This is a genomic window from Actinomadura sp. WMMA1423, from assembly GCF_006547145.1.
GTDB lineage: Bacteria > Actinomycetota > Actinomycetes > Streptosporangiales > Streptosporangiaceae > Spirillospora.
In genome coordinates this window covers 8157927-8181381 of the sequence record NZ_CP041244.1, presented here as the reverse complement: position 1 = coordinate 8181381, position 23455 = coordinate 8157927, and the positions used below count along the sequence as shown (strand labels likewise).

Sequence of the window (23455 nt, the reverse complement as noted above, 5' to 3'; positions counted from 1 at the left end):
GCCAACGGAGCACCGGTGTTGACGAAGCGCCCGCATTGGGAGGAGCTCCGGTGTTGACGAAGCGCCCGCATCGGGAGGAGCACCGGTGTTGACGGAGGATCCGTGGACGGGAGCACCGGTGTCAACGGAAGCGGGGTCTCGTCGGGGCGGTGTGGGACCCTGAGTCTGGTGGGAAGGAGCGCTCAACGATGACCGAGACCCTGGCGTTCGGCGCGGTCGACACCGTGCTCGGCCGCCTGCTCGTCGCCGAGACCGAGACCGGGGTGGTCTCGCTGCACTTCCGCGACACCCCGGCGGCGCGCGCCCGCACGGCGAAGGCGACCGGGCTTCCCGTCGTGGACGCCCCCGACCGCCTCGCCCCCGCCCTGTCGGCCCTGCGCGACTACTTCGCCGGCGACCTGAAGCACTTCGAGCTGCCCATCGACTGGCGCCTCACGTCGGACGTCCAGCGGCAGGTGCTGTCGACGCTGTACGAGACGGTCCCCTACGGGCGGGTCCTGACCTACGGCGAGCTCGGAGACCGCAGCGGGACCGGCGTCCACGCGCAGGTCATCGGGCAGGTGATGGGCGGCAACCCCATCCCGCTGATCGTCCCCTGCCACCGCGTCGTCGCCTCGAACGGCCTCGGTGGCTACAGCGGCGGCTCCGGCGTGGAGGTCAAGCGCTGGCTCCTCACTCTCGAGGGTTCCATCCCCGCCACCCTCGACTGGGACATCACCCGCGGCCCGTGAGGCCGGCCGCGAACACCGGCCGCGAACACCGGCCGCGCTACGTGGCGGCCCCGGCGTAGGTGACGCCGGTGAGGGTCTCGGAGACCTCCCAGAGACGCTTGCCCAGGGCGGGATCGTCCGCCTGCCGGGGCGTGGCGACCTTGGTCGGGGAGCCGCGGTACTGGAGCAGGCGGGGGCCGTAGCAGGCACCGCCGCTCACGTCCGGTGCCGTCGCGGCGTAGAGGGACGGGAGGGCGCCCGCGGCGGCGGACTGCGCCATCACCGCGTTGCCCAGCCCCGTGGCCTTCTCCATGAGCGTGCTGCCCTGCATGCGCGGACCCGTCTGCTGGAGGTTCGTCGCGGCGTAGCCGGGGTGGGCGGCGACGCTGGTCACCTCCGGGACGCGCCGGTCCAGTTCCTTGGCGAAGACCAGGTTGGCGAGCTTGGCCTGGCTGTAGGCGTTCCACTTGCGGTAACGGCGCTCGCCCTGCAGGTCGTCGAAGGCGATGCTCCCCGTCCAGGCGAACGCCGAGGTGACGGTGACGACGCGGGGGGACGCGGCGGCGCGCAGCGCGGGCAGCAGGAGCCCGGTCAGCGCGAAGTGGCCGAGGTGGTTGGTGCCGAACTGCATCTCGAAGCCGTCGGCGGTGGAGCGGCGCGGGATCGCCATGACCCCGGCGTTGTTGACCAGGATGTCGAGCGGGGACTCGCCGTGCCGGGACGCGAAGTCCCGGACGGACGCCAGGTCGGCGAGGTCCAGCGCGGCGAGGACGATCTCCGCCTGCGGCGCGGCGGTCCTCATCCGCTCCAGGGCGGCCTGACCGCGCTCGGCGCTGCGGCAGGCGAGCACCACGGAAGCGCCGTGCCGCGCGAGCTGGAGCGCGGTGTGGTAGCCGATGCCGCTGTTGGCCCCGGTCACGACCACCCGCCGCCCGCGCAGATCGGGGATGTCGCCGGCCGTCCATCCGCCCATGGGGCACCTCCACGTAATATCGCGAACCCACAAGTTAGACGTGCCCTCAATAGGAGGCAACGCCTCCGCGCTGTGGCGCGATTCACACCGGACGCATCCCCCCGTCACGAGCACCAAGCCACGCCCGCGCACGGGGTTCGGCCGTGCGCGGGGCGCGGGTGGTCAGGCGGGGAGGGTCTTCTCGATGGCGGTGACGACCTCGGCGGACTCCGGCTCGGCCTGGGGCGCGAAGCGCGCGGCGACGGCACCGTCCGGGGCGATGAGGAACTTCTCGAAGTTCCAGCGGATGTCGCCGGTGTGGCCCTCGGCGTCGGGGACGTCGACGAGCTCCCGGTACAGCGGGTGCCGGCCGTCGCCGTTGACCTCGACCTTCTCGGTCATCGGGAACGTGACCCCGTAGGTCGCCGAGCAGAACTCGGCGATCTCCTCGGAACTTCCGGGCTCCTGGCCCATGAACTGGTTGCAGGGGACGCCGAGGACGGTGAAGCCGCGCCCGGCGTACGTCTCCTGCAGCTTCTCCAGGCCGGAGTACTGCGGAGTGAGGCCGCACTTGGAGGCGACATTGACGATCAGCACGGCCTTGCCCCGGTACTGCCCGAGGTGCGCGGGTCCGCCCCGCAGGGCCTCGATCTCTACGTCGAAGACAGACATGTGGCCGATCCTAGGAGATCGCTCCCCGGATCGGCTCCGTCCTCGCCGCCGGTGCCGCCGGCGGCCGGGGTGGCCGCGCCGCCGGCCGCGCTCATCCGCCCAGGGCGCCCGTCACTTGCCCAAGGCGTTCACGAAGGAGGCGAGCTGGTTGCCAGCGTTGCCCAGCTGGTCGAAGGCGTTGTTGACCACTCCTGCCGCATCCGTCGGTGAGCTCAGCAAGTAGAAGATGACGAAGGCGATCGCCACATAGCGGAGGTTCTTCTTCATCCGTAACGCCGTCCCTGGTTGTAGCGCGCGACACAATCGACCCGATCCCATTGTGCCCCGCCGCGGCTGCCCGCAAAGCGCGATTTTACTGTGACGTACGGGCAACCGCTTGGTGGCGCCCGGTTGAGAACGCCCGAACCGGCGGGGTACGTGCCCCGGCGGGCGGCCGTCAGTTCGGGATCGCGCTCATGAACTGCGACAACGACTCGGCGGCGTTGCCGAGTCCGCTCAGGGCGTTGTTGACGAGATGCGCCGCCCCCTGGGGGCGGCTGATGACATACCACGCCACGAAGGCGACGGCGGCGACCTTCATCCACTTCTTGTTCACTGCAACCACCCTCTGCGGTCGATCACTCACTCTCAGTGATTCCCCAGGGTGGCCGAAGAGAGATCAAGAAGGGACAAAGGGCCGGTCAGGTCCCCTTTGCGTGCCGGGCGAGGTAGTCGATGTAGAAGGGACGCAGCGCGTCCGCCATCTCGCCCTCGCCGGCGTGCGTGAACTCCTCCAGCAGCGACAGGCCGTGGAGGAGGTCGAACTCGGCGCGGTCGACCTCCCCCGTGGCCGCCGCGGCGGCCGGGATCGCGCGCAGCAGGTCCCACAGGAAGGAGACGTCGTGCCGCTCCTTGGCCAGACCCATCGCCCGCTCGTACAGCTCCTTGGACGTCAACTCGTCCAGGTTCCCGCCGTCTGGCGTCACTTCCGACATCCCCCGACTCTATTCGAGCGCGCGACCCGTCACCGCGCGCCGGGCGGCGGCCCGGCCCGTCACTTCGTGATGACGTTCGACGGGATCTCCTGGTCCTGCTTCAGCGCGCCGAAGAGCGTGGTCGCCTTGGACCTGTCCCAGGTGATGTAGGACCCGGCGGAGGCCGAGCTGCCGGAGCCCCCGATCGGGACGGTGGTCGTGACGCCGTTCCCGCCGCTGACGCCCTTCATCGCCCACATCATGCGCACGAGGTCGTACAGGTGGTCGCCGTCGTCCACGAGGAAGTTGCTGGTGGCGTTCATGGCCAGCGGGACGCTGCGGAACGGGTTGAGCATCGTGCCCGGGCTCGTCGCCTTCTTCATCAGCGCGCCGAAGAACTGCCGCTGGTGCTCCACGCGCTCGAGGTCGGCGCGGGCGAACGCGCGGGTGCGGACGTAGCCGAGCGCCTGACCGCCGTCCAGCGTCTGGCATCCGGCCTTGAGGTTCAGCCCCGCCTTGCGGTCCTTGATGTTCTCCTTGACGCAGATGTCGACGCCGCCGACGGCGTCCACGACGCCCACGAAGCCGCCGAAGCCGATCTCGGCGTAGTGGTCGATGTGCAGCCCGGTGGCCTTCTCCACGGTCTGGACGAGCAGCTTGGGGCCGCCGAAGGCGAAGGCCGCGTTCAGCTTGTTCGAGCCGTGCCCGGGGATCGGGAGGTAGGAGTCGCGCGGCAGGCTGATGAGGGACGTCCCGCCGGAGCCGTAGTGCAGCAGCATCATCGAGTCGGTGCGCCGCCCGGAGGCGAAGCCCGTCGCGAGCCGCTTCTGGTCGTCCTTCGACAGGCCCTCGCGGCTGTCGGACCCGACGATCAGCCAGTTCGTCCCCGGGGTGTCGGCGACCCGGCCCGGGTAGTCCACGAGGACCGACTCGCGCTTCAGCCGGGAGTCGAGGTAGAAGTAGCCGCCCACGACGACGACCAGGAGCACGGCCAGGAGGGCGCCGAGCACCCGCGGCCACCGCCGCCGGTGCCGCCGCCGGTGGGGCGCCCCGCCGTACGGCCCGCCCTGCTCGACCCGGCCCCCGGCGAGCTGGTCGCCGGCGTACGGGTCGTCGTGGGGGTCGCCGTAGGTGTCCCGCCCGTAGGCGGCGTGGTGGTGCTCCGCGCGTGCGGAGTGGTCCCTGCTGCGCGCCACGCGGCCGCCCTCCTTGCGTGTCCGGCCTTCCGGCCAGCCGTCGGTCATGGCGTAGACCCTAGACAACCCGGGCGTGCGCCGCGTCCGTCCGGCGCATGATTGTCCACACCCACAAATCACCGTCCTCTGTGAGAAATGAAGCGGACATCGTCCCCCTAAGGGCGCACACTGCCCCTGGCCGGTAGTACGCGCGGAGGGCGGCGCATGGGTGCACGACGGCTTTTCCCCAGGCGGTCGGGGGGTCCCCGGACGTTACGGCGCCGCCGGCGGCGCCGGGAGGCGGCTCCCGATCCGGGGTTTCCCGAGGTGATCCTGTCCTGGCACGCCAAGGACAAGGAACTCACCGAGACGGGCATGGCGACGATCGCGCGGCGGCTCCCCTCGATGATCGTCCAGGCGGCGGGGCTGGCCTGGCGGGCGAGCCGCGCCGACGCGCTCGCGACCGTCTCGCTCAACATCGCCGCCGGGTTCTTCACCGCGTTCTGGCTGCTGGCCACGACCGGCGTGCTGACCGCGCTGTTCAGCGCCGCGCCGACCCCCTCGCGGGTCCGCGACGCCCTGCCGTCGCTGGCGCTGGTCGCGGGGGCGGTGGCGCTGCGGGCCGGGCTGCAGTCCGGCGCGGGCTGGGCGCAGGCCCGCCTCGAACCGCAGGTCGAGCGGCTGGTCGAGCTGCGGCTGTACGAGGCGACCACCGCGGTGGACCTGACCGCGCTGGACGACTCGGACTTCCTGGACGACCTGAAGCGCGCGGAGGGGCGGGGCATGATGTCGGCGCCCCAGGTGGTCCGGCACGCCGTGGACGTCCTGACGGGCCTCATCGGCCTGGTCGCGGCCGCGGGGACGCTCGGCGTGCTGCATCCGGTCCTGCTGCCGCTGCTGCTCCTCACCGCCGTGCCGGAGGGCTGGGCGTCGGTCCGCAGCGCGCGGATGCGGTACATGATGATGCTGTCGCTGATCGGGGTGACGCGCCGCAAGTGGATCCTGTCCGACCTGATGGTGGAGCGGCGGCACGCCGCCGAGGTGCGCTCGTTCACGATGCGGCGGTTCCTGCTGGAGCAGTACGACCGGTCCGCGTCCCACCAGCGGCGGGTCGAGCTGGACGTGGCGCGCCGGCAGACCGTCGTGAAGGTCACCGGCGACGCGGGCAAGGGCGCGGCGACGGCGCTGGTCTACGTCGCGCTCGGCGTCATGCTGTGGAAGGGCGCGGTGCCGCTGGCGGTCGCGGGCACGGCTGTCCTCGCGATCCGCTCGGGCCAGTCGTCCCTGGTCAACCTCGTGTTCGCGGTCAACCGTTGCTACGAGGAGGGGCTGTACTTCGGCGACTACCTGGCGTTCTGCGACGCGGCCGAGCAGCGGATCCCGCACCGCGCGCTGCCCGCCGCCGCGGCGGAGCGGCGCGCGCGGCTCCCGGACGACTTCGAGCAGATCACCGTCCGGGACGCGGTGTTCACCTACCCGGGCGCCGAGACCCCGTCCCTCAGGGGCGTCTCACTGGACCTGCGCAAGGGCGAGGTGGTCGCTCTCGTCGGCGAGAACGGCTCCGGCAAGACCACCCTCGCCAAGATCATGGCGGGCCTGTACGACCCGGACGCCGGCGAGGTGCGCTGGGACGGCGTGCCGCTGGCGGAGGTGGAGCCGTCCGAGGTGTGGGAGCGCATCGCCGTCATCGCGCAGGAGTACACGCACTGGCCGATGACCGCGCGGCAGAACATCACGATGGGCCGCGGCCGCGAGCCCGCGGACGGCGAGGACGAGGACCCGGCGATGCTCGGCGCCGCCCGCGCCTCCGGCGCCGACGAGGTCGTCCAGGAGCTCGCCCTCGGGTACGGCACGCTGCTGGACCGCCGGTTCAAGGGCGGCGCCGACCTGTCGGGCGGGCAGTGGCAGCGGCTCGCGGTGGCCCGCGGCTTCTACCGGGACGCGCCGCTGCTGATCTGCGACGAGCCCACCGCCGCCCTGGACGCCCGCGCCGAGCACCAGCTGTTCGAGCGGATCCGCACGCACGCCGACGGCCGGACCGTCCTGCTCATCACCCACCGGCTCGCCAGCGTCCGCTACGCCGACCGCATCTACGTCCTGGAGCGCGGCGAGGTGATCGAGGAGGGCGACCACGCCGCGCTGATGGCCCGGGACGGCCTCTACGCCGACCTGTACTCCCTCCAGGCCTCCGCCTACGCGGCAGGCGGGGCGGCCGGGCCGCGGGCCGGCGCCGACCGGCCCGCGGCGGACGGCCTGGCCGCGGGCGCCGGCTGACGGAGGGACGGACTAGATGTAGGGGCCGAAGCCCGCCTCCTCCTCGCGGGGCGGGGCCTCGGGCAGGTCCTCGGGGCGCAGCAGCGCGACCTCGGCGGGGTCGATCTCGCCGGGGGCCGCGTCCTCCTTGGCGGTGATGCGCTGGGCCTGCCGGGAGACCGCCGCCTCCAGCAGGTTGCGGACGAGCCGGGCGTTGCCGAACGAGGAGCCGCGCGGGTGGGCCGCGACGAGGCGGCGCAGCGCGTCCAGGATCCCGGGGGCGAGCGCGAACCCGTCCTCCGCCGCCATGAACTCGAAGATCGTGACGAGCTCGTCGTCGGTGTAGTCGGGGAAGCGCAGCCGCTTCGGGAACCGCGACTTCAGCCCCGGGTTGGCGTCGAGGAACCGCTCCATCTCGGCGTCGTAGCCCGCGACGATGACCACCAGGTCGCCGCGGTGCTCCTCCATCAGGCGCAGCAGCTCGGCGATCGCCTCGTGGCCGAAGTCGCGCCGGTCGCCGCCGCCGGAGGCCAGCGTGTACGCCTCGTCCACGAACAGGACGCCGCCGAGGGCGCGGGCGACCGCGTCCCGCACCCGCGGCGCGGTCTGCCCGATGAACTCGGCGACGAGGTCGGCGCGGGTGACCTCCACCAGGTGGCCGGACGACAGCAGGCCGAGCCGGGCGAACACGGCGGCGATCAGGCGCGCGATCGTCGTCTTGGCCGTGCCCGGGTTGCCGGCGAACACCATGTGCCGGGCCGGGGGCGCCGGGGACACCTTGGCGTCGCGCCGCAGCTGCTCCGCGCGGACCTCGGCGACCAGCGCGGCCACCTCGCGCTTGATGTCGGCGAGGCCGATCAGCCGCTCGACCTCCGCGAGGGGGTCGCCGGGGACGTCGTCGCGGCCGCGGGTGAGGGTGTCGGGGACGTCCTCCGGCAGGATCACGTCGAGGGACTCGTCCTCGTCGACGATCCCGTCGGCGAGGACGCGGCGCCCCTGCATCGCGACGGCCCGGTCGAGCAGGTTCGTCATGATGCGGACGTTGCCGATCCCGCGCTCGCGCGGTGCCGCCTCGACCAGCGCGCGCACCTTCTCCAGGACGCCGGGGGCGAGCTCGAACCCCGACTCGGCGGCCTTGGCGGTGAACGCCTCCACCAGCTCCTCCTCGGTGAGGTCGGGGAAGCGGAGCGTGCGGGGGAAGGCGGCGGCGAGGTCGGGGTGCGCCTTCAGCAGCCCGTTCATCTCCGCCTCGGGACCGGTGAGCACGACGACGAGGTCCTCGGTGTGCGCCTGCACGCTCGTCAGCAGGACGTCCAGCACCTCGCGGCCCCGGGCCGCGTCGGACGCGGCCGACACCAGGGCGTGCGCGTCGCGGACGACCAGGACGCCGCCGTGGGCCTGCTCCACCGCCCGGCGGACGCGCAGCACGCTCTCGCTGGCGTACTCGCCGAGCAGGTCGGCGCGCTCCACCTCGACCGTGTGGCCGGACGACAGCACGCCGATGTCGGCGTAGATCCGGCCGAGGATCCGCGCGACCTTGCCCTTGCCGGTGCCGGCGTTCCCGGTGAAGACCAGGTGCCGCAACCGGGTCCGGGCCGTCATGCCCGCCTCGCGGCGCAGCCGCGCGGCCTTGGCCTCGGCGACCAGCGCCTCGACCTCCCGCTTGACGGGCTCGATGCCGACGCAGGCGGCCAGCTCGGCGAGCGGGTCGGACTCGGCGGGGCGGCCCGCGATGAGCCGCTGCGGGAGGTCGGCGGCGGTGACCTCCAGCGGCCCGGCGCCCGATCCGTCCGGGCCGTCCTGCCGGACGCGCCGGTCCGCGGCGGCGACGGCCTGGCCCGCCATGTGCTCCACGAGCCGGGCTCCGCGCAGGTTCAGCAGCGGCGGGGTGCGGCGGAGCATGGCGCCGGCGGCCTCGGCGACCTGCTCTCCGGCCGTCGCGCCGCGCCGCGCGACGGCCAGGGCGAACAGCTCGGCGAAGTCGTCCTCGGCGAAGTCGCGGGTGCGGGCGGCCTCGAACGCCCGGACCAGCGCGGGGTTGGCGTCGAACAGCCGCCGGTCGCCGCCGGGGCGGCACAGCGCGACGACGTTGAGCGCCGGCGAGCGCGCCATGAGCCGCCGCAGCTCCTCGGCCGCGGCGGCGCCGCAGCGCTCGTGCGCGGCGAGCTTCTCCAGGTCGTCGACGACCAGGAGCATCCGGTGCTCCAGGCACTCGCGGACGCGCGCCTGGAGCCACAGCACGGCCTCGCTCACGCCGAGCGAGGCGAAGACCTGGTCGGAGATCCACAGCGCCTCGCGGACGGCGCCGCGCTCGGCGAGCATCTCCTCGGCGATCTCGGCCGCGGTGCCCTTCCCGGTGCCCTCCGGACCCGCGATGAGGAGCCGGACCGGCCGCTGCCCGGCGACCCGGGCCGCCACCGCCTCCCGCAGCGCCCGCTCCAGCTCCGGCTGCCCGACCAGCCGCGACCCGCTCTCGGTCGCGGGCTCCGGCTCCGGGGTCCCGGCCCTCTGCGCGTCGCCCTCGCCGCCGCCGAACTTCAGTGTGTTGAAGACCCGGCGGACGGTGAACAGGCGCCGCAGGTCGACCTGGAACGGGCGCACCGGCACCCGGCAGCGCGGGCTGACCGGCGCCTCCGGCAGTCCCTGGACGGAGCCGGTGAACCGCACCGCCATGTCCAGCCAGGCGCGGGCCGCGTCCGCCTCGCCCGCGACCAGGCCGCGCGCCAGCCACGCCCGGACGTCGTACTGCCACGCCTCGGCGGCGAAGCCCTCGCGCGCCGCGCGGAACCGCTCCTCGACGTTCTCGTAGCGGGCGCCGCCGAGAACGACCGCCAGTTCGGCCGGGACGACCGCGGCGTCGGCCGCCAGCAGGAGCCGGGCCAGCGCCTCGTCGGGCTCGTGCCCGTCCGCGACGGCCCCTGCCAGCCGCTCGTGCGCGGCGTCCAGCCCCTCGCACACCCAGCCCAGGTAGCCCACCGGCCCGGCCAGCTCGGGCAGGACGGCCAGCTCCTCGTCGGTCAGGCCGGAGACCCACGCCTCCTCCAGCCGCCGGTTGGGGACGGTCATGTCCGCCTCGCGCAGCGCCGGGTCGGCGGCGCGCCGGTCGAACAGGCCCGTCAGCGCCCGCCGCCGCCGCTCCAGCGGCTCCAGGCCCTCGAAGACCTCCAGCCCGGCCCGCGCGAGCTCGAACATCACCGCGCGCCGCTCCCGGTCGTCGCCGGCCGGCTCGGGCAGCCACAGGCCCGGCGGGCGCCAGCGCCCGCCCTGGGTGAACCACGCGGCCGGGTCGCGCACGGCCGACTCCGGCGTCGCCAGGAAGTCCGAGAGCAGCTCGTAGTCGACATCGCCGCGCGAGCCGCCGCGCACCGCCGAGGCGCCCAGCATGAACGTCAGCAACGACCACTGCTCCGCGCCGGCCGCGCTGGTGTCCCTGCCGTAGAAGTCGCTGAGCTGACGCGTCAGCACGACGGCGCGCTGGTCGGTGTTGTAGGCGACCGCGCGCTCGCGCATCTCCTCGTACAAGCCGTCAGGCACGCGCCAGGGGCCGTACGCGTACACGTCGAGGACCGGCTCCTCGGTGAGGAGCACTTCGAGATGGTCCGGCAGCCGGGGGGAACTCACCTGGGGTCGTCTCCTACGCAGCGGATCGAGGCAATCACATCCGACAGCACCTTACGGCGCGTCACGATCACGCACACCCCCGTTGCGGCGGGTTGGCAGGCGGCCCGGCGTCCGGGATAGTTGTCGGACGGAAACTATTCGCCGGATGAATTCCGGCCAAAGCAGCACACAAGAGGGGAACCCCCCGTGTCACCTTTGGAAGTGACCACACGGCCGGACGGCGGACGCGCCGTCCTCAGGCTGTGCGGAGAACTCGATGTCGCCGGCTCGGAGGAGCTGCGCGTCCACCTGAACGAGGCGCGCCGCGAGCACGGCGACCACCTCGTCCTGGACCTCACCGACCTCGAGTTCATGGACTCGGGGGGCCTGTCGGTCATCGTTGCCTGCTACAAGGCCGCCACCGCGGCGGGCGGCAGCCTCGTCCTCGCCGGCCCCCGGCCCATCGTCCGCCGCGCCCTGGAGATCACGGGGCTGCACCGGCGCATCCCCGTGAAGAGGACCCTGCAGGAGGCGCTGGCGGCCGAGCCCGACCGCGCCTGAGCCGCCGGGGCCCGGCGGAGGCCGGGAGCGGCAGGAACGCGCTCAGAGCGGGAGGGCGGTGGGGCGCTTGGGGCCGCGGCCGTCGCCCGAGGAGCGGCCCGTGGCCCGGCGGCCGATCCACGGCAGCAGGTAGGTCCGGGCCCAGTGGACGTCCTCGCGCCTCATCGTGAGCCAGTCGGCCGGGTCCAGCGGAGGCCAGGGCTCGCGCCAGTCGCCCTCGACCGGGATCCCCACCACCCCCGCGACGTAGAGCGCCATGCGCCGGTGCCCCTCGGGCGACAGGTGCAGGCGGTCCTCGTACCAGGCGCGCGGGTCGTGGAAGACGCGCAGCGGCCACAGGTCCACCACCGGGCAGCCGCGGCGGTCGGCGATCGCGCGCAGGTGCATGTTGTAGGTGGCGGCCTTGCCCCGGATGCGGCCGCCCGAGCGCAGCCCGCGCGGGTCGAACCCGGTGAACACCACGACGCGCGACCCGGTGGCGCGCAGCCGCCGGACCGCGTCGTCGAACACGACCGCGGCCGCGTCGGGATCCGCGCCGGGCCGGATCATGTCGTTGCCCCCGGCGCAGAGCGTCACCAGGTCGGGCGACAGGCCGACGGCGATCGGCACCTGGTCCTCCACGATCTGGCGCACGAGCTTGCCGCGGACGGCGAGGTTGGCGTAGCGCAGGCCCGGGTTCAGCGCGGCGATGTGCTCGGCGAGCCGGTCGGCCCAGCCCCGGAAGACGTCGTCCTGACCGGGATAGGGATCATTGAGGCCCTCGGTGAAGCTGTCGCCGAGGGCCACGTACGTTCCGATCCGCCCAAGTTCGCTCATCGCAACCCCCCAACGCGGATTCACGGTCGATCACGACGAACAATCATGCATCGTGCACACGACCTACGCGACCGTAGCCGGTGGCCGGACCGCGCCGCGCCCCCGGCGGCCGGAGCCTGTCACGACCCGGCCTCGGCCACGCGCGCGAACGCGTGACCTGGCCGGTGGAGCGAAGCCGGAGGCGAGCGGAACCGGGCGGATCGCGAAGCGATGCCGCGTTCGCCCAGGCACGGTCACGCAGCGAGCCGCTAGGCGAGCGAAGTGGGCCGGGACTGAATCAACACAGCCTAGAAGACTGCTGAAGATCTTGGGGTTTTGGTCCCGCCGCGGATGCGGCGGGGCCAGTGTGTTGTGGTGTGGTGATGGGTGAGTGGGCCGGGGAGACGGTCGGTCCGGATGTGTGGGAGACGTGCCGGGAGCTGATCCCAGCGGGGAGCGTGTTCGCGTTCCTGGCCGAGCACCGTGGCGCGTTGTTCCCGGCGGTGATGTTCGCGGACATGTATCCGTCGGCGAACGGGCGGCCGTCGATGCCGCCGCAGATCCTGGCCGCGGCGATCACTTTGCAGGCCCTGCACGGGCTGTCGGATTCTGAGACGGTGCAGGAGTTGCGGTGTGACCTGCGCTGGAAGGCCGCGTGCGGGCTGGGCCTGCACGACACCGCGTTCGATGCGTCGCTGCTGGCCTACTTCCGCCGTCGGCTGGCACGCTCGGCCCGGCCCGACCGGATCTTCGAGGCCGTGCGGGAGGTGGTGCGGGCGACCGGGGTGCTCACCGGCAGGCATCGCCGTGCGCTGGACTCCACGGTGCTGGACGATGCGGTCGCCACCCAGGACACCGTCACCCAGTTGATCGCCGCCGTCCGCTCAGTGATCCGCCATGTCCCCGGGGCGGCCGAGGTGGCCGCGGCGGCGTGCACCGCCCACGACTACACCGACCCGGGCAAACCGCGCATCGCCTGGAACGACGAGCAGGCCCGCGCCGAGCTGGTGGACGCCCTGGTCACCGACGCGCTCAGGTTGCTGGGGCACCTGCCCGAGCAGGAACTGGGCGAGCGGGCCGCGAACGCGGTGGGCCTGCTGGCCCTGGTCGCCGGGCAGGACGTCGAACCGGCCGAAGGGTCCGACGGCCGCGACGGGCGCTGGCGCATCACCGACGGCACCGCCCCGGACCGGGTGATCTCGACCGTCGACCCCCAAGCCCGGCACGTCCACAAGACCCGCAGCCACCGCCAGGACGGCTTCAAAGCCCACCTGGCCGTCGAGCCCGAAACCGGCCTGTTCACCGCGGTGGCCCTGCGGCCCGGCGCCGGGGCCGCCCACCACGAGGCCCTCGTCGGCCTGGACCTGCTCGCCGGCGAGGACACCCCGGTGCAGGTGTTCGGCGACACCGCCTACTCCACCGGCCAGGCCCGCCACGCCCTCACCGCCGCCGGGCACCGGCTGTTCATCAAGCCCGCCCCGCTGCGGCCCGCCGTCCCCGGCGGCTTCACCCTCGACGACTTCGCCATCGACACCACCAACGGCACCGTGACCTGCCCCGCCGGGCACACCGCCCCCTTATCGGACCCCGGCGGACGCCACCACCAGCGCAAAGCCGTGTTCGGGAACCGGTGCACCGGATGCCCCCTGCGCGAGCGGTGCACCAACGCCAAGGCAGGCCGGATCCTGACCATCCGCCCCCACCACGACCTCCAAGCCGCCGCCCGCCGCCAATCGGCCCACGACCCGGCCTGGCAAGCCGACTACCGCCGCTGGAGACCACCGGTCGAACGCGCCGTCGCCTGGCTCGTCCACCACGGCAACCGCCGCCTCCGCCACCGCGGCACCATCAAAGCCGACGCCTGGCTCCACACCCGAGCCGCCGTCCTCAACCTCCGCCGACTCATCAACCTCGGACTCACCCGAACCAACGGCACCTGGCACCTGTCCACGGCCGAAGCATGACCACACAGGGGCTGTCCGGCCCACGGCCGGACAGCCCCTCACAAGATCTTCAGCAGTCTTCTAGGTCCAGCTCGGGGACGTGGTGCCGAGCTGCCCGCCGGCCGAGCCCGGCGCGGGGGCGGGGGCGTGCGCCCCGGTGGCGTGCACCGTCATCGCGTGCCTGACCAGCGTGATCAGCACCTGCTTGGTGGACTCGCGGCTGCGCGCGTCGCACTGCACGATCGGCACGTGCGCGCTGATCGACAGGGCCTCGCGGATGTCCTCCACCGCGTACTGGAACTCGCCGTGGAACCCGTTGACGCCCACCACGAACGGCAGGCCGAGCTCCTCGAAGTAGTCCACCGCCGCGAAGCAGTCCTCCAGCCGGCGGGTGTCGACCAGCACGACGGCGCCGATCGCGCCGCGGACCAGGTCGTCCCACATGAACCAGAAGCGGTGCTGCCCCGGCGTGCCGAACAGGTAGAGGATCAGCTCGCTGTCCAGCGACACGCGGCCGAAGTCCATCGCGACCGTGGTGGTCGTCTTGTCCGGGACGGCCGACAGGTCGTCCACGTCGGCGCTGGCCGCCGTCATCACGGCCTCGGTGGTGAGCGGCATGATCTCCGAGACGGAGCCGACGAACGTGGTCTTGCCCACACCGAAGCCGCCACCGACGACGATCTTGACCGAGGTCAGCTCGGCCTCCCCGCCGTGCGGCCCCGGGACCTGGTCAGAGCTTCCGAAGGCCACTGAGAACCCTTTCTAGCAAGCGGAGGTCCGGCTGTCCGCCGGCGGTGGTGGGGGACTGCGACTGGTGCAGCCGCAGCAGGCCCTCGACGGCCATGTCGGCCACCAGGACCCGCGCGACCCCGAGCGGCAGGCGCAGCAGCGCGGAGACCTCGGCCACCGAGCGGGCCGAGCGGCACAGATCCATGATCGCCCGGTACTCCGGGGTCAGCACGGCCACGTCCCGCGGCGGGTAGGGCGCGGCGGTGACCAGCGCCTCGATGGCCAGGTCGTAGCGCGGCCGGGTGCGCCCGCCGGTGACCGCGTACGGGCGCACGAGCGAGCTGCCGTCGCTCTCCTCCCGCTCGGGGGGGCGGCCCTGCACGGGGACGCGCCCCTGGTCACCCGGCCAGCGGCCGCCGCCTCCGGGACCGCCCCCGAAGGGACTGCCTCGATCCATGTCGCCGACCTCCGTCAGAGTCAGTCACGGTCAATAGCGGGCGGGCCCAGCGCCCATCTCGGTCACCGAGGGCCCCGAGTACGGGGGCTGCTGGTCCTGGGCGCGCAGGGCGGGAGTCAGCACCCGTCCCACCCGCTCCACCAGCAGCGTCATCTCGTAGGCCACCAGCCCGAGATCGCAGTCCGGGGCGGCCAGCACCGCGAACACCGACCCGTTCGTGATGGACATGACGAACAGCAGTCCGCGGTCCATCTCCACGACGGTCTGGTTCACGCCGCCGGCGTCGAAGATCTTCGCCGCGCCCTGCGTGAGGCTCATCAGTCCCGAGGCGATCGCCGAAAGCTGGTCCGCCCGCTCCGGCGGGAAGCCCGCCGAGTACGCCATCGGCAGTCCGTCCGAGGAGACCACGACGGCGTGCGCGACCTTCGCGACACGGTCCGCGAAGTTCGTCACCAACCAGTTGAGATCCTGCCCGCTCACCGGGTGCCTCCTGTCTCACCGTCACTCTGTGACGGAACCTCACCTGACGTGCCTGCGCCGCGTGCCTCGTGGCGTCCGCGGTGGACTCCGCGCTGCAGGCTCGCGAAGCGGTTGCGTACATCGTCGGCCGACTGGCCGTGGCCCTGCGCCCGCCCCTGCGGGATCTCGGGCGGCAGGCCCTGCGCCTGCTGCCCGGGGGCCGGCTGCCGGCCGCCCTGGGGCGGACCCGCCGGCGCCTGGGGCGCGTCCTGCGCCCCGCGGCCGACCGCCCCGGGGATGCGGTTCTTGCCGGGCACCCGCTTGGGCAGTCCTACGGTGGTGCGGCTCGCCGCAACGGGCTCGCGGGCCGCCTCGGCCGCGCGGAAGCCCGCGTCGGCCGGGGACTCCCAGCCCCTCGAGGGGTTCTCGCCGCCCGCGTCGCCCGACCTGTGCTGGAACCACTCCGACTGCATCGCGTCGAAGATGGGCGAGCGCTCGGGCAGCCGCGGCGGGGCCTTCGGCTCCGGCTGCGCGGCCGCCGCCCGCACGGCCGGTTCGGGGACGGGTGGCGGCTCGGGGATGCGACCCTCCGGCACGTTGGGAGCGGACATGGACGATACGTCCTCGGCGTAGGGATCGGAGACCTGCTCCAGCGGCCCGGTCTCCCACGGGATCTGCCGTGCGCCGCCGGACTCGGGCACCCTCGGCTGCGCCTCCGGGACCACGGGCAGCGGCCCGGTGCGCCCGGCCGGCCCGTAGGCGCCGTTGGTGCCGGGGCCCGCGGCCTCCTGCGCGCGCTCGTTGCGCGGCTGGAACAGCCCGTTCGAGGAGCCGCCGTCGGACGGGCGGCCCTGCAGATGGGTGCCCGGCTCGCGGATCGGCAGCTCCCCCGGCCTGCGCGGCTGCTGCCGCTCGCCGGTCCCGTAGGGGTCGGCGGAGGGGGTGCGGCGGTCCCGCGAGGGACGCCGCTCGGCTGGCGGAACCGCGGGCTGCGCGCCCGTGGTGTAGGGGTCGTGCCCGCCCTGGGACGGGATCGGCCCGGTCTCGTTGATGCTCGGCTGCGGCCCGGTGGCGCCCCGGACCGCCCGCAGCGGCCCCGTGCCGCCGACCATCGGGTGGGCGCCGGTGCCGCCCGCGACGGAGTGCGCCCCGGTGCCGCCGCCCATGGTGGCGGCGGGCCCGTAGTCGTCCTGCCGGAACCCGGCCCCGGGCGGCTCGGCGGCGGTGGTGGTGAGCGCGGCGAGCTGGCCGTGGGAGCCGGCCTCGCGCGGCGCGAGGCCCGGACGGGTGCCGATGCCACCGGACTCGCCCGGCGTGACGACGGCGTCCGGCAGCACCACGAACGCGGTGAGGCCGCCGCCCTGGGCGGCCCGCAGCTCGACGCGGATCCCGTGCCGGACGGCCAGGCGGCCGACCACGAACAGGCCCATGCGGCGCGCCGCCGAGAAGTCGATGACGGGCGGGTTCGCCAGCCGCCAGTTGGCCTGCTCCAGCTCCTCGGGCGACATGCCCACGCCGTTGTCGGTGATCTGCAGCATGCATCCGCCGCCGCTCAGCATCTGCCCGGACACCGTGACCTTGGTGTTCTCGGAGGAGAAGACGGTGGCGTTCTCGACCAGCTCGGCCAGCAGGTGGACGAGGTCGTTGACGACCGGGCCGGCGACCGTCATGTCGCCTTGAACCCGCAGCGCGACGCGCTCGTACTGCTCGACCTCGGACAGCGACGCGCGGACGACGTCGATCAGCGGGACCGGCTGGTTCCAGCGCCGCACCTGCTCCTGGCCGCCGAGGACGAGGAGGTTCTCGCAGTTGCGACGCATGCGGGTGGCGAGGTGGTCCAGCCGGAACAGGTTGCCGAGCTGCTCCTCGTCGCGCTCGCTCTGCTCCAGCTCCTCGATCAGCCGCAGCTGCCGCTCGATCAGGGACTGGCTGCGGCGGGAGAGGTTGACGAACATCGCGTTGATGTTGCCTCGCAGGACGGCCTCGTCGGCCGCCAGCCGGACCGCCTCCCGGTGGACCTCGTCGAAGGCCCGCGCGACCTGGCCGATCTCGTCGGTGGAGTCGATCTCGATCGGCTTGACCTCGATGCCGCCCGCGGCGGCCTCGGGATCGCGCAGCCGGTCGACCAGGCCGGGCAGCCGCGCGTTGGCCACGTCGAGCGCGCCGGTCTGCAGCCGGCGCAGCGGCCGCACCAGCGACCGGGCCATGACGATCGTGATCAGCAGGACGATGAGCAGCAGGATCGCCACGACGACGGCGTTGAAGATCGCGGCGGTCCGCGCGTCCGCGCCGCTCTGGTCGCTCTCCGCCTCGATCTGGCCGGCCATGTACTGCTCGACCGAGCGCATCTGGTCGATCATGGAGGTCATCGCGGTGCGGATCACCTTGGCGGACCCGGCGGTGCCGAGCGCGCGGGGCACCAGGCCGCCGCTCGCCGCGGCCGCCTGGATCACCCGCTGCCGCAGGTCCCGCGCCTGGTCGATCTTGGTGCCGACGACGGTGTCCTCGAAGCGCTGGAGCTGCTCCAGGGAGGCCGAGGCGCGGAAGGCGGCGAGCTCGCTGTCCTCCTGGGAGCGCGCGGCGGTGAGCGCGTTCAGCTCCTGGGAGTCGAGCCGGCGCTCGCGCGCGGCGATCAGGAGCAGGGCCCGCTGCCGGGAGACCGCCTCCTTGGCGCGCGCGAGGGCGCCGAGCGCGCGGCTGGACTCCGCGAGCGACTCGTCGGCCACGTTCTGCGAGATCCCGTCCAGGACGCCGGTCAGTTCCTGGGCCGAGTCGGTGTACTTCTGGAGCACGATGAAGGCCGGGACCTTCGTCCCGACCACCAGGGAGCGCAGCGCCTTGACACCGTCGACGCGGCTCCGGACCGTGGTGGCGTCGCGCACCGCCTCGGTGCCGTAGGAGCCGTCGATGGCGACGGTCAGCGCCCGCACCTTGGCGACCAGGGCGTCGGTCCTGCGCTGCTGCGCCTCCAGGGTCGGCTGGAGCGCCGCGGGCCGTCCGGCCGCTATGTACTCGATCGCCTGGTCGCGCTCCGCGGAGAACTCCTGGACGAACTCGGTGATCCCCTGCCCGAGCTCGGCCATCCGCTCGACGCGCCCGTACGTCTCCGCATCGCTGACCGAGCCGGAGATTCGCAGTCCGGAGAGCGCGACGGCGGCGACCGTCGGGACCAGGATCAGCACGATGAGCCGCTGCGGCACGCGCCAGTTCCGCAGGCTCAGCCTGCCCGACCGTCTCGAATGGTCCGACCGCACCTCGACGTCACCAGGCCGAGGATGGTCGCGACCCTCGTCGCTTGGTTGCATCCGCCGTTTACACCCTCTCCCTCACAATGCCGCACTCTCCGTGACGTAGCCGCCGCGAAGGGTTAATACAACATCGTCTCCGCCTCCGGCGCACGACATTGCAGCACATCCATGGATAGGCCGCAAAGGACCATAGGCGAGTCGATATCTTCCAACGACTCGATCATGACTTTATGCCTATATGTCCGGTTCAGTGAGCACGCGGCGTCACGCTGCGCACAGGGACGCTTCGTGATCATGCGACCGCGAAAAGTGACGCCACCTGCTCGCCTTCACCAAGACCCGTCCGGTGTCCCGCCCCTCGCGCCACAGGGGCGGCCGCATGCTCACTCTACGAATAGGCTTGGCCATGGATCGTCACCAGAACCCGCGGGAAGCCTTTATCCGGCGCATTATCCGAAGGGCCCGGCGGGCTCGCGGCGATTGGCGGTGGTCCTCCCAAGGACACAAGAGAGTCACACAATTCCGCCCGAATCGTCTTCGGCCGGGCGGTCCGCGATACGCTCCCGGCGCACGTGATCTTCGGGCACGGCGGTGTCGCGGCTACAGTCGGTCCCCCTGGCTCGCATGCCTTGGTCGGCCCATGCCCTGCCGAAGCAGCTTCCCCCTTCGAGTTAAGGAGTGCCCAATGCGGCAATCCCTACGTGTTTCAGCGCTGGTCAGCGCGCTCACCCTGGTCGCCTCGCTCATGACGGGCTGCGGCGGAGACGACTCCTCCGGCGGAGGCAAGGGCCTGGAGAAGAGCAGCATCAAGGTCGCCTCGCTGCCGCTCGTGGACGGCGCCGCCCTGCACATCGCCCAGAAGGCGAAGCTGTTCAAGGAGGAGGGCCTGGACGTCAAGATCGTTCCGGTCCAGCAGAGCATCAAGGCACTGCCCGCCCTCAAGGCCGGCGAGGTGGACGTCATCGCCGGGGCGAACTACGTGTCGTTCATGCAGGCCAACGAGAAGGGCCTGATCAAGCTCAGCATCCTGGCCGAGGGGGCCCAGCTCACCTCGAACATGATGAACGTGCTCGTCATGCCCGACTCCAAGATCAAGACCGCCAAGGACCTGGAGGGCAAGAAGGTCGCGGTCAACATCCTGAACAACATCCAGTCGCTCACGCTGGACGCCATTCTCAAGGCCAACAACGTCGACCCGAAGAAGGTCCAGTACGTCCAGGTGCCCTTCCCGGCGATGGCGCCCGCCCTGCAGAAGGGGGACGTCGACGCCATTCACACCGTCGAGCCGTTCCTGTCCGACAGCGAGAAGAAGTTCGGCGCCCGGGTCGTCGTGGACGGCGGCAGCGAGCCGGTGACCAGCCTCCCCATCAGCGGTTACGTGACCACGCAGGAGTTCTCGCAGAAGTACCCGAAGACGGCCGCCGCCTTCCAGCGGGCGATCATCAAGGCGCAGAAGATGGCCTCCCAGGACCGCAAGAAGGTCGAGGAGGTCCTGCCCTCCTACGCCAAGATCGACCCGCAGGTGGCCTCGGTCATCACGCTGCCGGCCTACCCCACCTCGCTGAGCACCACCCGCATGCAGCGGATCGCCGAGCTGATGCAGACCTCGGGCCTGCTCACGCAGAAGCCGGACCTGAAGACGATCCTCTTCCACCCGACGTCGTGACCCGGGGACACTGATCACCTCATGGCACACGAGCCCACGCCGCCCCGCGGCCTCTCGCGCCCAGGAATCTGGGCGCGGGGGGCCGCCGGGGTGGCGGTCCTGTTCCTGGCGAGCGAACTGCTGGGCCGCGCGGGGATTGTGGACCGTTCCTTTCTGCCCCCCGCCTCCAGCATCACCGCCCGCGCGTTCGAGCTCGCGGGCGACACCGAGTTCCTGTTCAACGTCCGCGTGACCCTCACCGCGTGGGGGCTCGGCCTGCTGATCGCGTGTGCGATCGCGATCCCGCTCGGGCTGCTGTTCGGCAGCGTCCCGGCGGTGAACACCGCGGTCCGCGCCATCGTGGAGTTCCTGCGCCCCATCCCGTCGGTGGCCCTCATCCCGCTCGCCGCGCTGGTCCTCGGGTCCGGCCTGGAGATGGAGGTGCCGCTGATCGTCTACGCGTCCAGCTGGCCCATCCTGTTCAACACCGTCTACGGGCTGGACGACGTCGACCCCACGGCCAAGGAGACCCTGCGCAGCTTCGGCTTCAGCCGGTTCCAGGTGCTGCTGCGCGTCTCCCTGCCGAGCGCCGCCCCGTTCATCGCGACCGGAGTGCGGCTGGCCGCGTCCATCGCGCTCATCCTGGCCGTCGGCACCGAGATCCTCTCCGGTTTCGGCGACGGTCTCGGCATGTTCATCGCCCAGGCCGGCAACGTCCCGGACGGGACGACGGACGTCCTCGCGGGGACGGTGTGGGCCGGATGCCTCGGTCTCATCATCGACACCGTGCTCGGACGGGGCGAGGACCGCGTGTTCCGCTGGCACAAGGCCCAGAGGAGTGGTGCATCGTGACCGCGGCGACCATCAGCGCGCCCCGCGCCCGCCGCCGCGGCGCGGCCGCCCGCATCGCCGGAGGCCTGCTGCACCGGCTGCTCCCGCTGGCCGTCCTCGTCGCGGTCTGGGAGACGGCGACGCGGGCCGCCGACAGCACCTTCTTCCCCCCGCCGTCGCAGATCGTCCGCCGGATGCGGGAGCTGTGGTGGTCCGGCCCGGCCGACCACCTGTACTTCACCTCCGAGGCGGGCGACTCCATCGCGCCGAGCCTCGGCCGGATGTTCCTGGCGCTGGCGCTGTCGATCGTGGTCGGGGTCGTCCTCGGCATCGCGCTCGGCCGCTCCCAGCGGGTCCTGGCCTACCTGCAGCCGCTGCTGCAGTTCGCCCGGGTGATTCCGCCGCCGACCCTGGTGCCGGTGTTCATCGTGCTCTTCAGCCTCGGCACGCAGATGCAGGTCGCGTCGATCATCTTCAGCGCCATCTGGCCCATCCTGCTCAACACCGCGGACGGCGCCCGCAGCGTCGACCCGGTGCAGATGGACACGGCCCAGGTGTTCCGGCTCTCCGCGCTCGACCGGATCCGGTTCGTCATCGTGCCGTCCGCGCTGCCGAAGATCTTCGCCGGGCTGCGGCTCGCGCTGTCGCTGTCGCTGATCCTCATGGTCTTCTCCGAGCTGCTGCCCGGCACCTCCGACGGGCTCGGCTTCATGCTGACCAACGCCCAGAGCCAGTCCGACCTGATGACCCTGTGGTCGGTGATCGTGCTCCTCGGCATCCTCGGCTACCTGTTCAACTCGATCCTCCTCGTGGTGGAGCGGCGCGTCCTCGCCCGCCACCGCGGGGCCCGAAAGGCCAGCGAATGACCACCCAGCTCACCGTCCGGGAAGCCTTCTTCGACTTCTGCCGGAGCGTGGGGATGACCACCGTCTTCGGCAACCCCGGATCGACCGAGTTGCGCATGTTCCGCGACTTCCCGGACGACTTCCGGTACGTCCTGGCGCTCCAGGAGACCGTCGCCGTCGCGGCGGCCGCCGGGCACGCGCTCGGCACCGGCGCCGCGACCCTGGTCAGCCTGCACTCCGCCGGAGGCGTCGGGCACTCCCTCGGCGCGGTCTTCAACGCCTACCGCGACCGCGTCCCGGTCGTGATCATCGCGGGCCAGCAGTCCCGCGCGATGCTGCCGGCCCACCCGTTCCTCGGCGCCGACGAGCCCGCCCAGTTCCCCCGCCCGTACGTGAAGTGGAGCAGGCAGCCCGAGCGGGCGGAGGACGTGCCCGCCGCGCTCGCCGAGGCGTACCGGGTGGCCATGACGCATCCGCGCGGCCCGGTGTTCCTGTCGGTGCCCGAGGACGACTGGGACCGGCCGTCCGAGCCCGTCCCGCACCGCGAGGTCCGCACCGACTTCACCGCCTCCCCCGCCGCCCTGCGGGAGGTGGCCGCCGCGCTGGACGAGGCCGCGAACCCGGTCATCGTCGTGGGCGCCGGGGTGGAGGACGAGGGCGCGCTGCCCGGCGTGGTCGAACTCGCCGAGCGGACCGGCGCGCCGGTCTGGATCAGCCCGCTGTCGGGCCGCTCGGGGTTCCCCGAGGACCACGCGCTGTTCCGGGGCTTCCTGCCGCCCGTGCGCGCCCAGCTGTCGGCGCGGCTGGAGGGGCACGACGTCATCCTCGTCCTGGGCGCGCCCGTCTTCACCTACCACGTGCACTCGGAGGGGCGGGTCATCCCCGAGGGCGCGCGGCTGTTCCACTTCGACTGCGACCCGGCGACCACCGCGTGGGCGCCGGTCGGCACCAGCGTCCTCACCACGATCGACGCGGGCGTGTCGGGGCTGCTGGAGCTCGTCGGCAAGGCCGACCGGCCGCGCCCCGAACCGCTGGAGCGGCTCGCCAGGCCGCAGGCCACCGACCCGATCGACCCCGCGCTGGTCATCGAGACGCTCCGCGAGCGGATGCCCGAGGACGCCGTCATCGTCGAGGAGTGCCCGAGCCACCGGGACCTGTTCCACGCGCGGCTGCCCATCACCCGGGCCGGGGGCTTCCTGACCACCGGCAGCGGCGCGCTCGGCTGGGGCCTGCCCGTCGCGGTCGGGCGGGCCATCGCGGGGTCGGGCGAGCGCGTCGTCTGCGTCATCGGCGACGGCTCGACCATGTACTCGGTGCAGAGCCTCTGGACGGCCGCGCAGCACCGGGTCCCGATGACCGTCCTCGTGCTCAACAACCACGGGTACGGCGCCGTCAAGGCGCTCGGCCGCCGGATCGAGCTGGACACCGTCCCGGGCACCGACATCCACGGCATCGACTTCGTGGCGCTCGGCCAGAGCCTCGGCTGCGGCGGCAGGACCGTCACCCGCGCCGCGGACCTGGACGCCGCCATGACCGAGGGGCTCGCGCACGACGGCCCGTTCGTCATCGACGTGCGGGTCGCGCCCGACGACTCCGCCGCCTACGCGCCCGAGGCGGGGTGAGCGGC

General features: G+C 72.7%; 20 protein-coding genes. 8 read left to right on the top strand and 12 right to left on the bottom strand.

Translation table 11 applies throughout. The features are described 5' to 3' along the window. The first annotated feature begins 188 nt into the window (after window positions 1-188). Complete coding sequence (locus FKD65_RS37920) at window positions 189-731, top strand: methylated-DNA--[protein]-cysteine S-methyltransferase (RefSeq protein ID WP_141583992.1); 543 nt, start codon at window positions 189-191, stop codon at window positions 729-731. 37 nt (window positions 732-768) lie between these two features. On the opposite strand, the gene FKD65_RS37915 is transcribed toward FKD65_RS37920, so the two are convergent. From FKD65_RS37915 to FKD65_RS37900, 6 genes are all read right to left on the bottom strand, one after another. Next, window positions 769-1683, bottom strand: coding sequence for an oxidoreductase (locus FKD65_RS37915; protein ID WP_141583989.1), 915 nt, complete (start codon window positions 1681-1683; stop codon window positions 769-771). Window positions 1684-1845: 162 nt separating this feature from the next. Beyond that, window positions 1846-2334, bottom strand: coding sequence for a glutathione peroxidase (locus FKD65_RS37910; protein WP_141583987.1), 489 nt, complete (start codon window positions 2332-2334; stop codon window positions 1846-1848). Window positions 2335-2445: 111 nt separating this feature from the next. Next, entirely contained in the window at window positions 2446-2601 is a 156-nt protein-coding gene (locus FKD65_RS44620; RefSeq protein ID WP_168221308.1) for a hypothetical protein, read from the bottom strand. A gap of 169 nt (window positions 2602-2770) precedes the next feature. Continuing rightward, the gene (locus FKD65_RS44615; RefSeq protein WP_168221307.1) at window positions 2771-2929 is read right to left on the bottom strand and encodes a hypothetical protein; all 159 of its coding nucleotides are present in this window, start codon (window positions 2927-2929) and stop codon (window positions 2771-2773) included. An 85-nt stretch (window positions 2930-3014) separates the two neighbouring features. Further along, window positions 3015-3308 (bottom strand): hypothetical protein, encoded by a 294-nt coding sequence (locus FKD65_RS37905; protein ID WP_141583985.1) that lies wholly within the window; start codon window positions 3306-3308, stop codon window positions 3015-3017. Window positions 3309-3367: 59 nt separating this feature from the next. Beyond that, a complete protein-coding gene (locus FKD65_RS37900; RefSeq protein WP_141583982.1) occupies window positions 3368-4531 on the bottom strand; it encodes an LCP family protein in 1164 nt (387 codons plus the stop codon). Window positions 4532-4789: 258 nt separating this feature from the next. On the opposite strand from FKD65_RS37900, the gene FKD65_RS37895 reads away from it, so the two are divergent. Next, a complete protein-coding gene (locus tag FKD65_RS37895; protein WP_368367168.1) occupies window positions 4790-6736 on the top strand; it encodes an ABC transporter ATP-binding protein in 1947 nt (648 codons plus the stop codon). 12 nt (window positions 6737-6748) lie between these two features. Here the strand turns inward: FKD65_RS37895 and FKD65_RS37890 are convergent, their stop codons facing one another. Beyond that, entirely contained in the window at window positions 6749-10336 is a 3588-nt protein-coding gene (locus FKD65_RS37890) for an AAA family ATPase (RefSeq protein WP_141583978.1), read from the bottom strand. A gap of 201 nt (window positions 10337-10537) precedes the next feature. On the opposite strand from FKD65_RS37890, the gene FKD65_RS37885 reads away from it, so the two are divergent. Next, on the top strand, window positions 10538-10876 hold the full coding sequence (locus FKD65_RS37885; RefSeq protein ID WP_168221306.1) for an STAS domain-containing protein: 339 nt from the start codon (window positions 10538-10540) through the stop codon (window positions 10874-10876). Between the two features lie 42 nt (window positions 10877-10918). Here FKD65_RS37885 and FKD65_RS37880 read toward each other — a convergent pair whose 3' ends face one another. Continuing rightward, window positions 10919-11692, bottom strand: coding sequence for an SGNH/GDSL hydrolase family protein (locus tag FKD65_RS37880; protein WP_141583972.1), 774 nt, complete (start codon window positions 11690-11692; stop codon window positions 10919-10921). A 362-nt stretch (window positions 11693-12054) separates the two neighbouring features. Here FKD65_RS37880 and FKD65_RS37875 point away from each other — a divergent pair, with 362 nt between their 5' ends. Then, window positions 12055-13635 carry an IS1182 family transposase gene (locus tag FKD65_RS37875; RefSeq protein WP_141576383.1) on the top strand — a complete coding sequence of 527 codons (1581 nt, stop codon included), beginning with the start codon at window positions 12055-12057 and terminating at the stop codon, window positions 13633-13635. A 60-nt stretch (window positions 13636-13695) separates the two neighbouring features. On the opposite strand, the gene FKD65_RS37870 is transcribed toward FKD65_RS37875, so the two are convergent. Genes FKD65_RS37870 through FKD65_RS37855 form a run of 4 tightly spaced genes read right to left on the bottom strand, consistent with a single transcriptional unit; the run spans window position 13696 to window position 18459 of the window. Further along, window positions 13696-14310 carry an ATP/GTP-binding protein gene (locus tag FKD65_RS37870; protein WP_240810400.1) on the bottom strand — a complete coding sequence of 205 codons (615 nt, stop codon included), beginning with the start codon at window positions 14308-14310 and terminating at the stop codon, window positions 13696-13698. Window positions 14311-14344: 34 nt separating this feature from the next. Next, entirely contained in the window at window positions 14345-14800 is a 456-nt protein-coding gene (locus FKD65_RS37865; RefSeq protein WP_141583970.1) for a DUF742 domain-containing protein, read from the bottom strand. Between the two features lie 30 nt (window positions 14801-14830). Then, on the bottom strand, window positions 14831-15280 hold the full coding sequence (locus FKD65_RS37860; protein WP_141583968.1) for a roadblock/LC7 domain-containing protein: 450 nt from the start codon (window positions 15278-15280) through the stop codon (window positions 14831-14833). Beyond that, the gene (locus FKD65_RS37855; RefSeq protein ID WP_205718398.1) at window positions 15277-18459 is read right to left on the bottom strand and encodes a nitrate- and nitrite sensing domain-containing protein; all 3183 of its coding nucleotides are present in this window, start codon (window positions 18457-18459) and stop codon (window positions 15277-15279) included. The genes FKD65_RS37860 and FKD65_RS37855 overlap by 4 nt, the downstream gene beginning before the upstream one ends. 733 nt (window positions 18460-19192) lie before the next feature. Between FKD65_RS37855 and FKD65_RS37850 the strand changes: the two genes are divergently transcribed. From FKD65_RS37850 to mdlC, 4 genes are read left to right on the top strand one after another with little or no spacing between them, the layout of a single operon-like run. Next, window positions 19193-20173 (top strand): ABC transporter substrate-binding protein, encoded by a 981-nt coding sequence (locus FKD65_RS37850; protein ID WP_141583963.1) that lies wholly within the window; start codon window positions 19193-19195, stop codon window positions 20171-20173. 21 nt (window positions 20174-20194) lie between these two features. After that, the gene (locus FKD65_RS37845; protein WP_141583961.1) at window positions 20195-21004 is read left to right on the top strand and encodes an ABC transporter permease; all 810 of its coding nucleotides are present in this window, start codon (window positions 20195-20197) and stop codon (window positions 21002-21004) included. Beyond that, entirely contained in the window at window positions 21001-21849 is an 849-nt protein-coding gene (locus FKD65_RS37840) for an ABC transporter permease (protein ID WP_141583959.1), read from the top strand. Before FKD65_RS37845 ends, FKD65_RS37840 begins: the two co-directional genes overlap by 4 nt. Next, entirely contained in the window at window positions 21846-23450 is a 1605-nt protein-coding gene (gene mdlC / locus FKD65_RS37835; RefSeq protein WP_141583957.1) for a benzoylformate decarboxylase, read from the top strand. The genes FKD65_RS37840 and mdlC overlap by 4 nt, the downstream gene beginning before the upstream one ends. Window positions 23451-23455 lie beyond the last annotated feature (5 nt).

Coding starts and splice junctions, on each gene's coding strand:
- FKD65_RS37880 (WP_141583972.1), bottom strand. CDS start 11,692: ATGAGCGAACTTGGGCGGATCGGAACGTACGTGGCCCTCGGCGACAGC.
- FKD65_RS37900 (WP_141583982.1), bottom strand. CDS start 4,531: ATGACCGACGGCTGGCCGGAAGGCCGGACACGCAAGGAGGGCGGCCGC.
- FKD65_RS37875 (WP_141576383.1), top strand. CDS start 12,055: ATGGGTGAGTGGGCCGGGGAGACGGTCGGTCCGGATGTGTGGGAGACG.
- FKD65_RS37845 (WP_141583961.1), top strand. CDS start 20,195: ATGGCACACGAGCCCACGCCGCCCCGCGGCCTCTCGCGCCCAGGAATC.
- FKD65_RS37915 (WP_141583989.1), bottom strand. CDS start 1,683: ATGGGCGGATGGACGGCCGGCGACATCCCCGATCTGCGCGGGCGGCGG.
- FKD65_RS37905 (WP_141583985.1), bottom strand. CDS start 3,308: ATGTCGGAAGTGACGCCAGACGGCGGGAACCTGGACGAGTTGACGTCC.
- FKD65_RS37910 (WP_141583987.1), bottom strand. CDS start 2,334: ATGTCTGTCTTCGACGTAGAGATCGAGGCCCTGCGGGGCGGACCCGCG.
- FKD65_RS37850 (WP_141583963.1), top strand. CDS start 19,193: ATGCGGCAATCCCTACGTGTTTCAGCGCTGGTCAGCGCGCTCACCCTG.
- mdlC (WP_141583957.1), top strand. CDS start 21,846: ATGACCACCCAGCTCACCGTCCGGGAAGCCTTCTTCGACTTCTGCCGG.
- FKD65_RS37865 (WP_141583970.1), bottom strand. CDS start 14,800: ATGGATCGAGGCAGTCCCTTCGGGGGCGGTCCCGGAGGCGGCGGCCGC.
- FKD65_RS37920 (WP_141583992.1), top strand. CDS start 189: ATGACCGAGACCCTGGCGTTCGGCGCGGTCGACACCGTGCTCGGCCGC.
- FKD65_RS44620 (WP_168221308.1), bottom strand. CDS start 2,601: ATGAAGAAGAACCTCCGCTATGTGGCGATCGCCTTCGTCATCTTCTAC.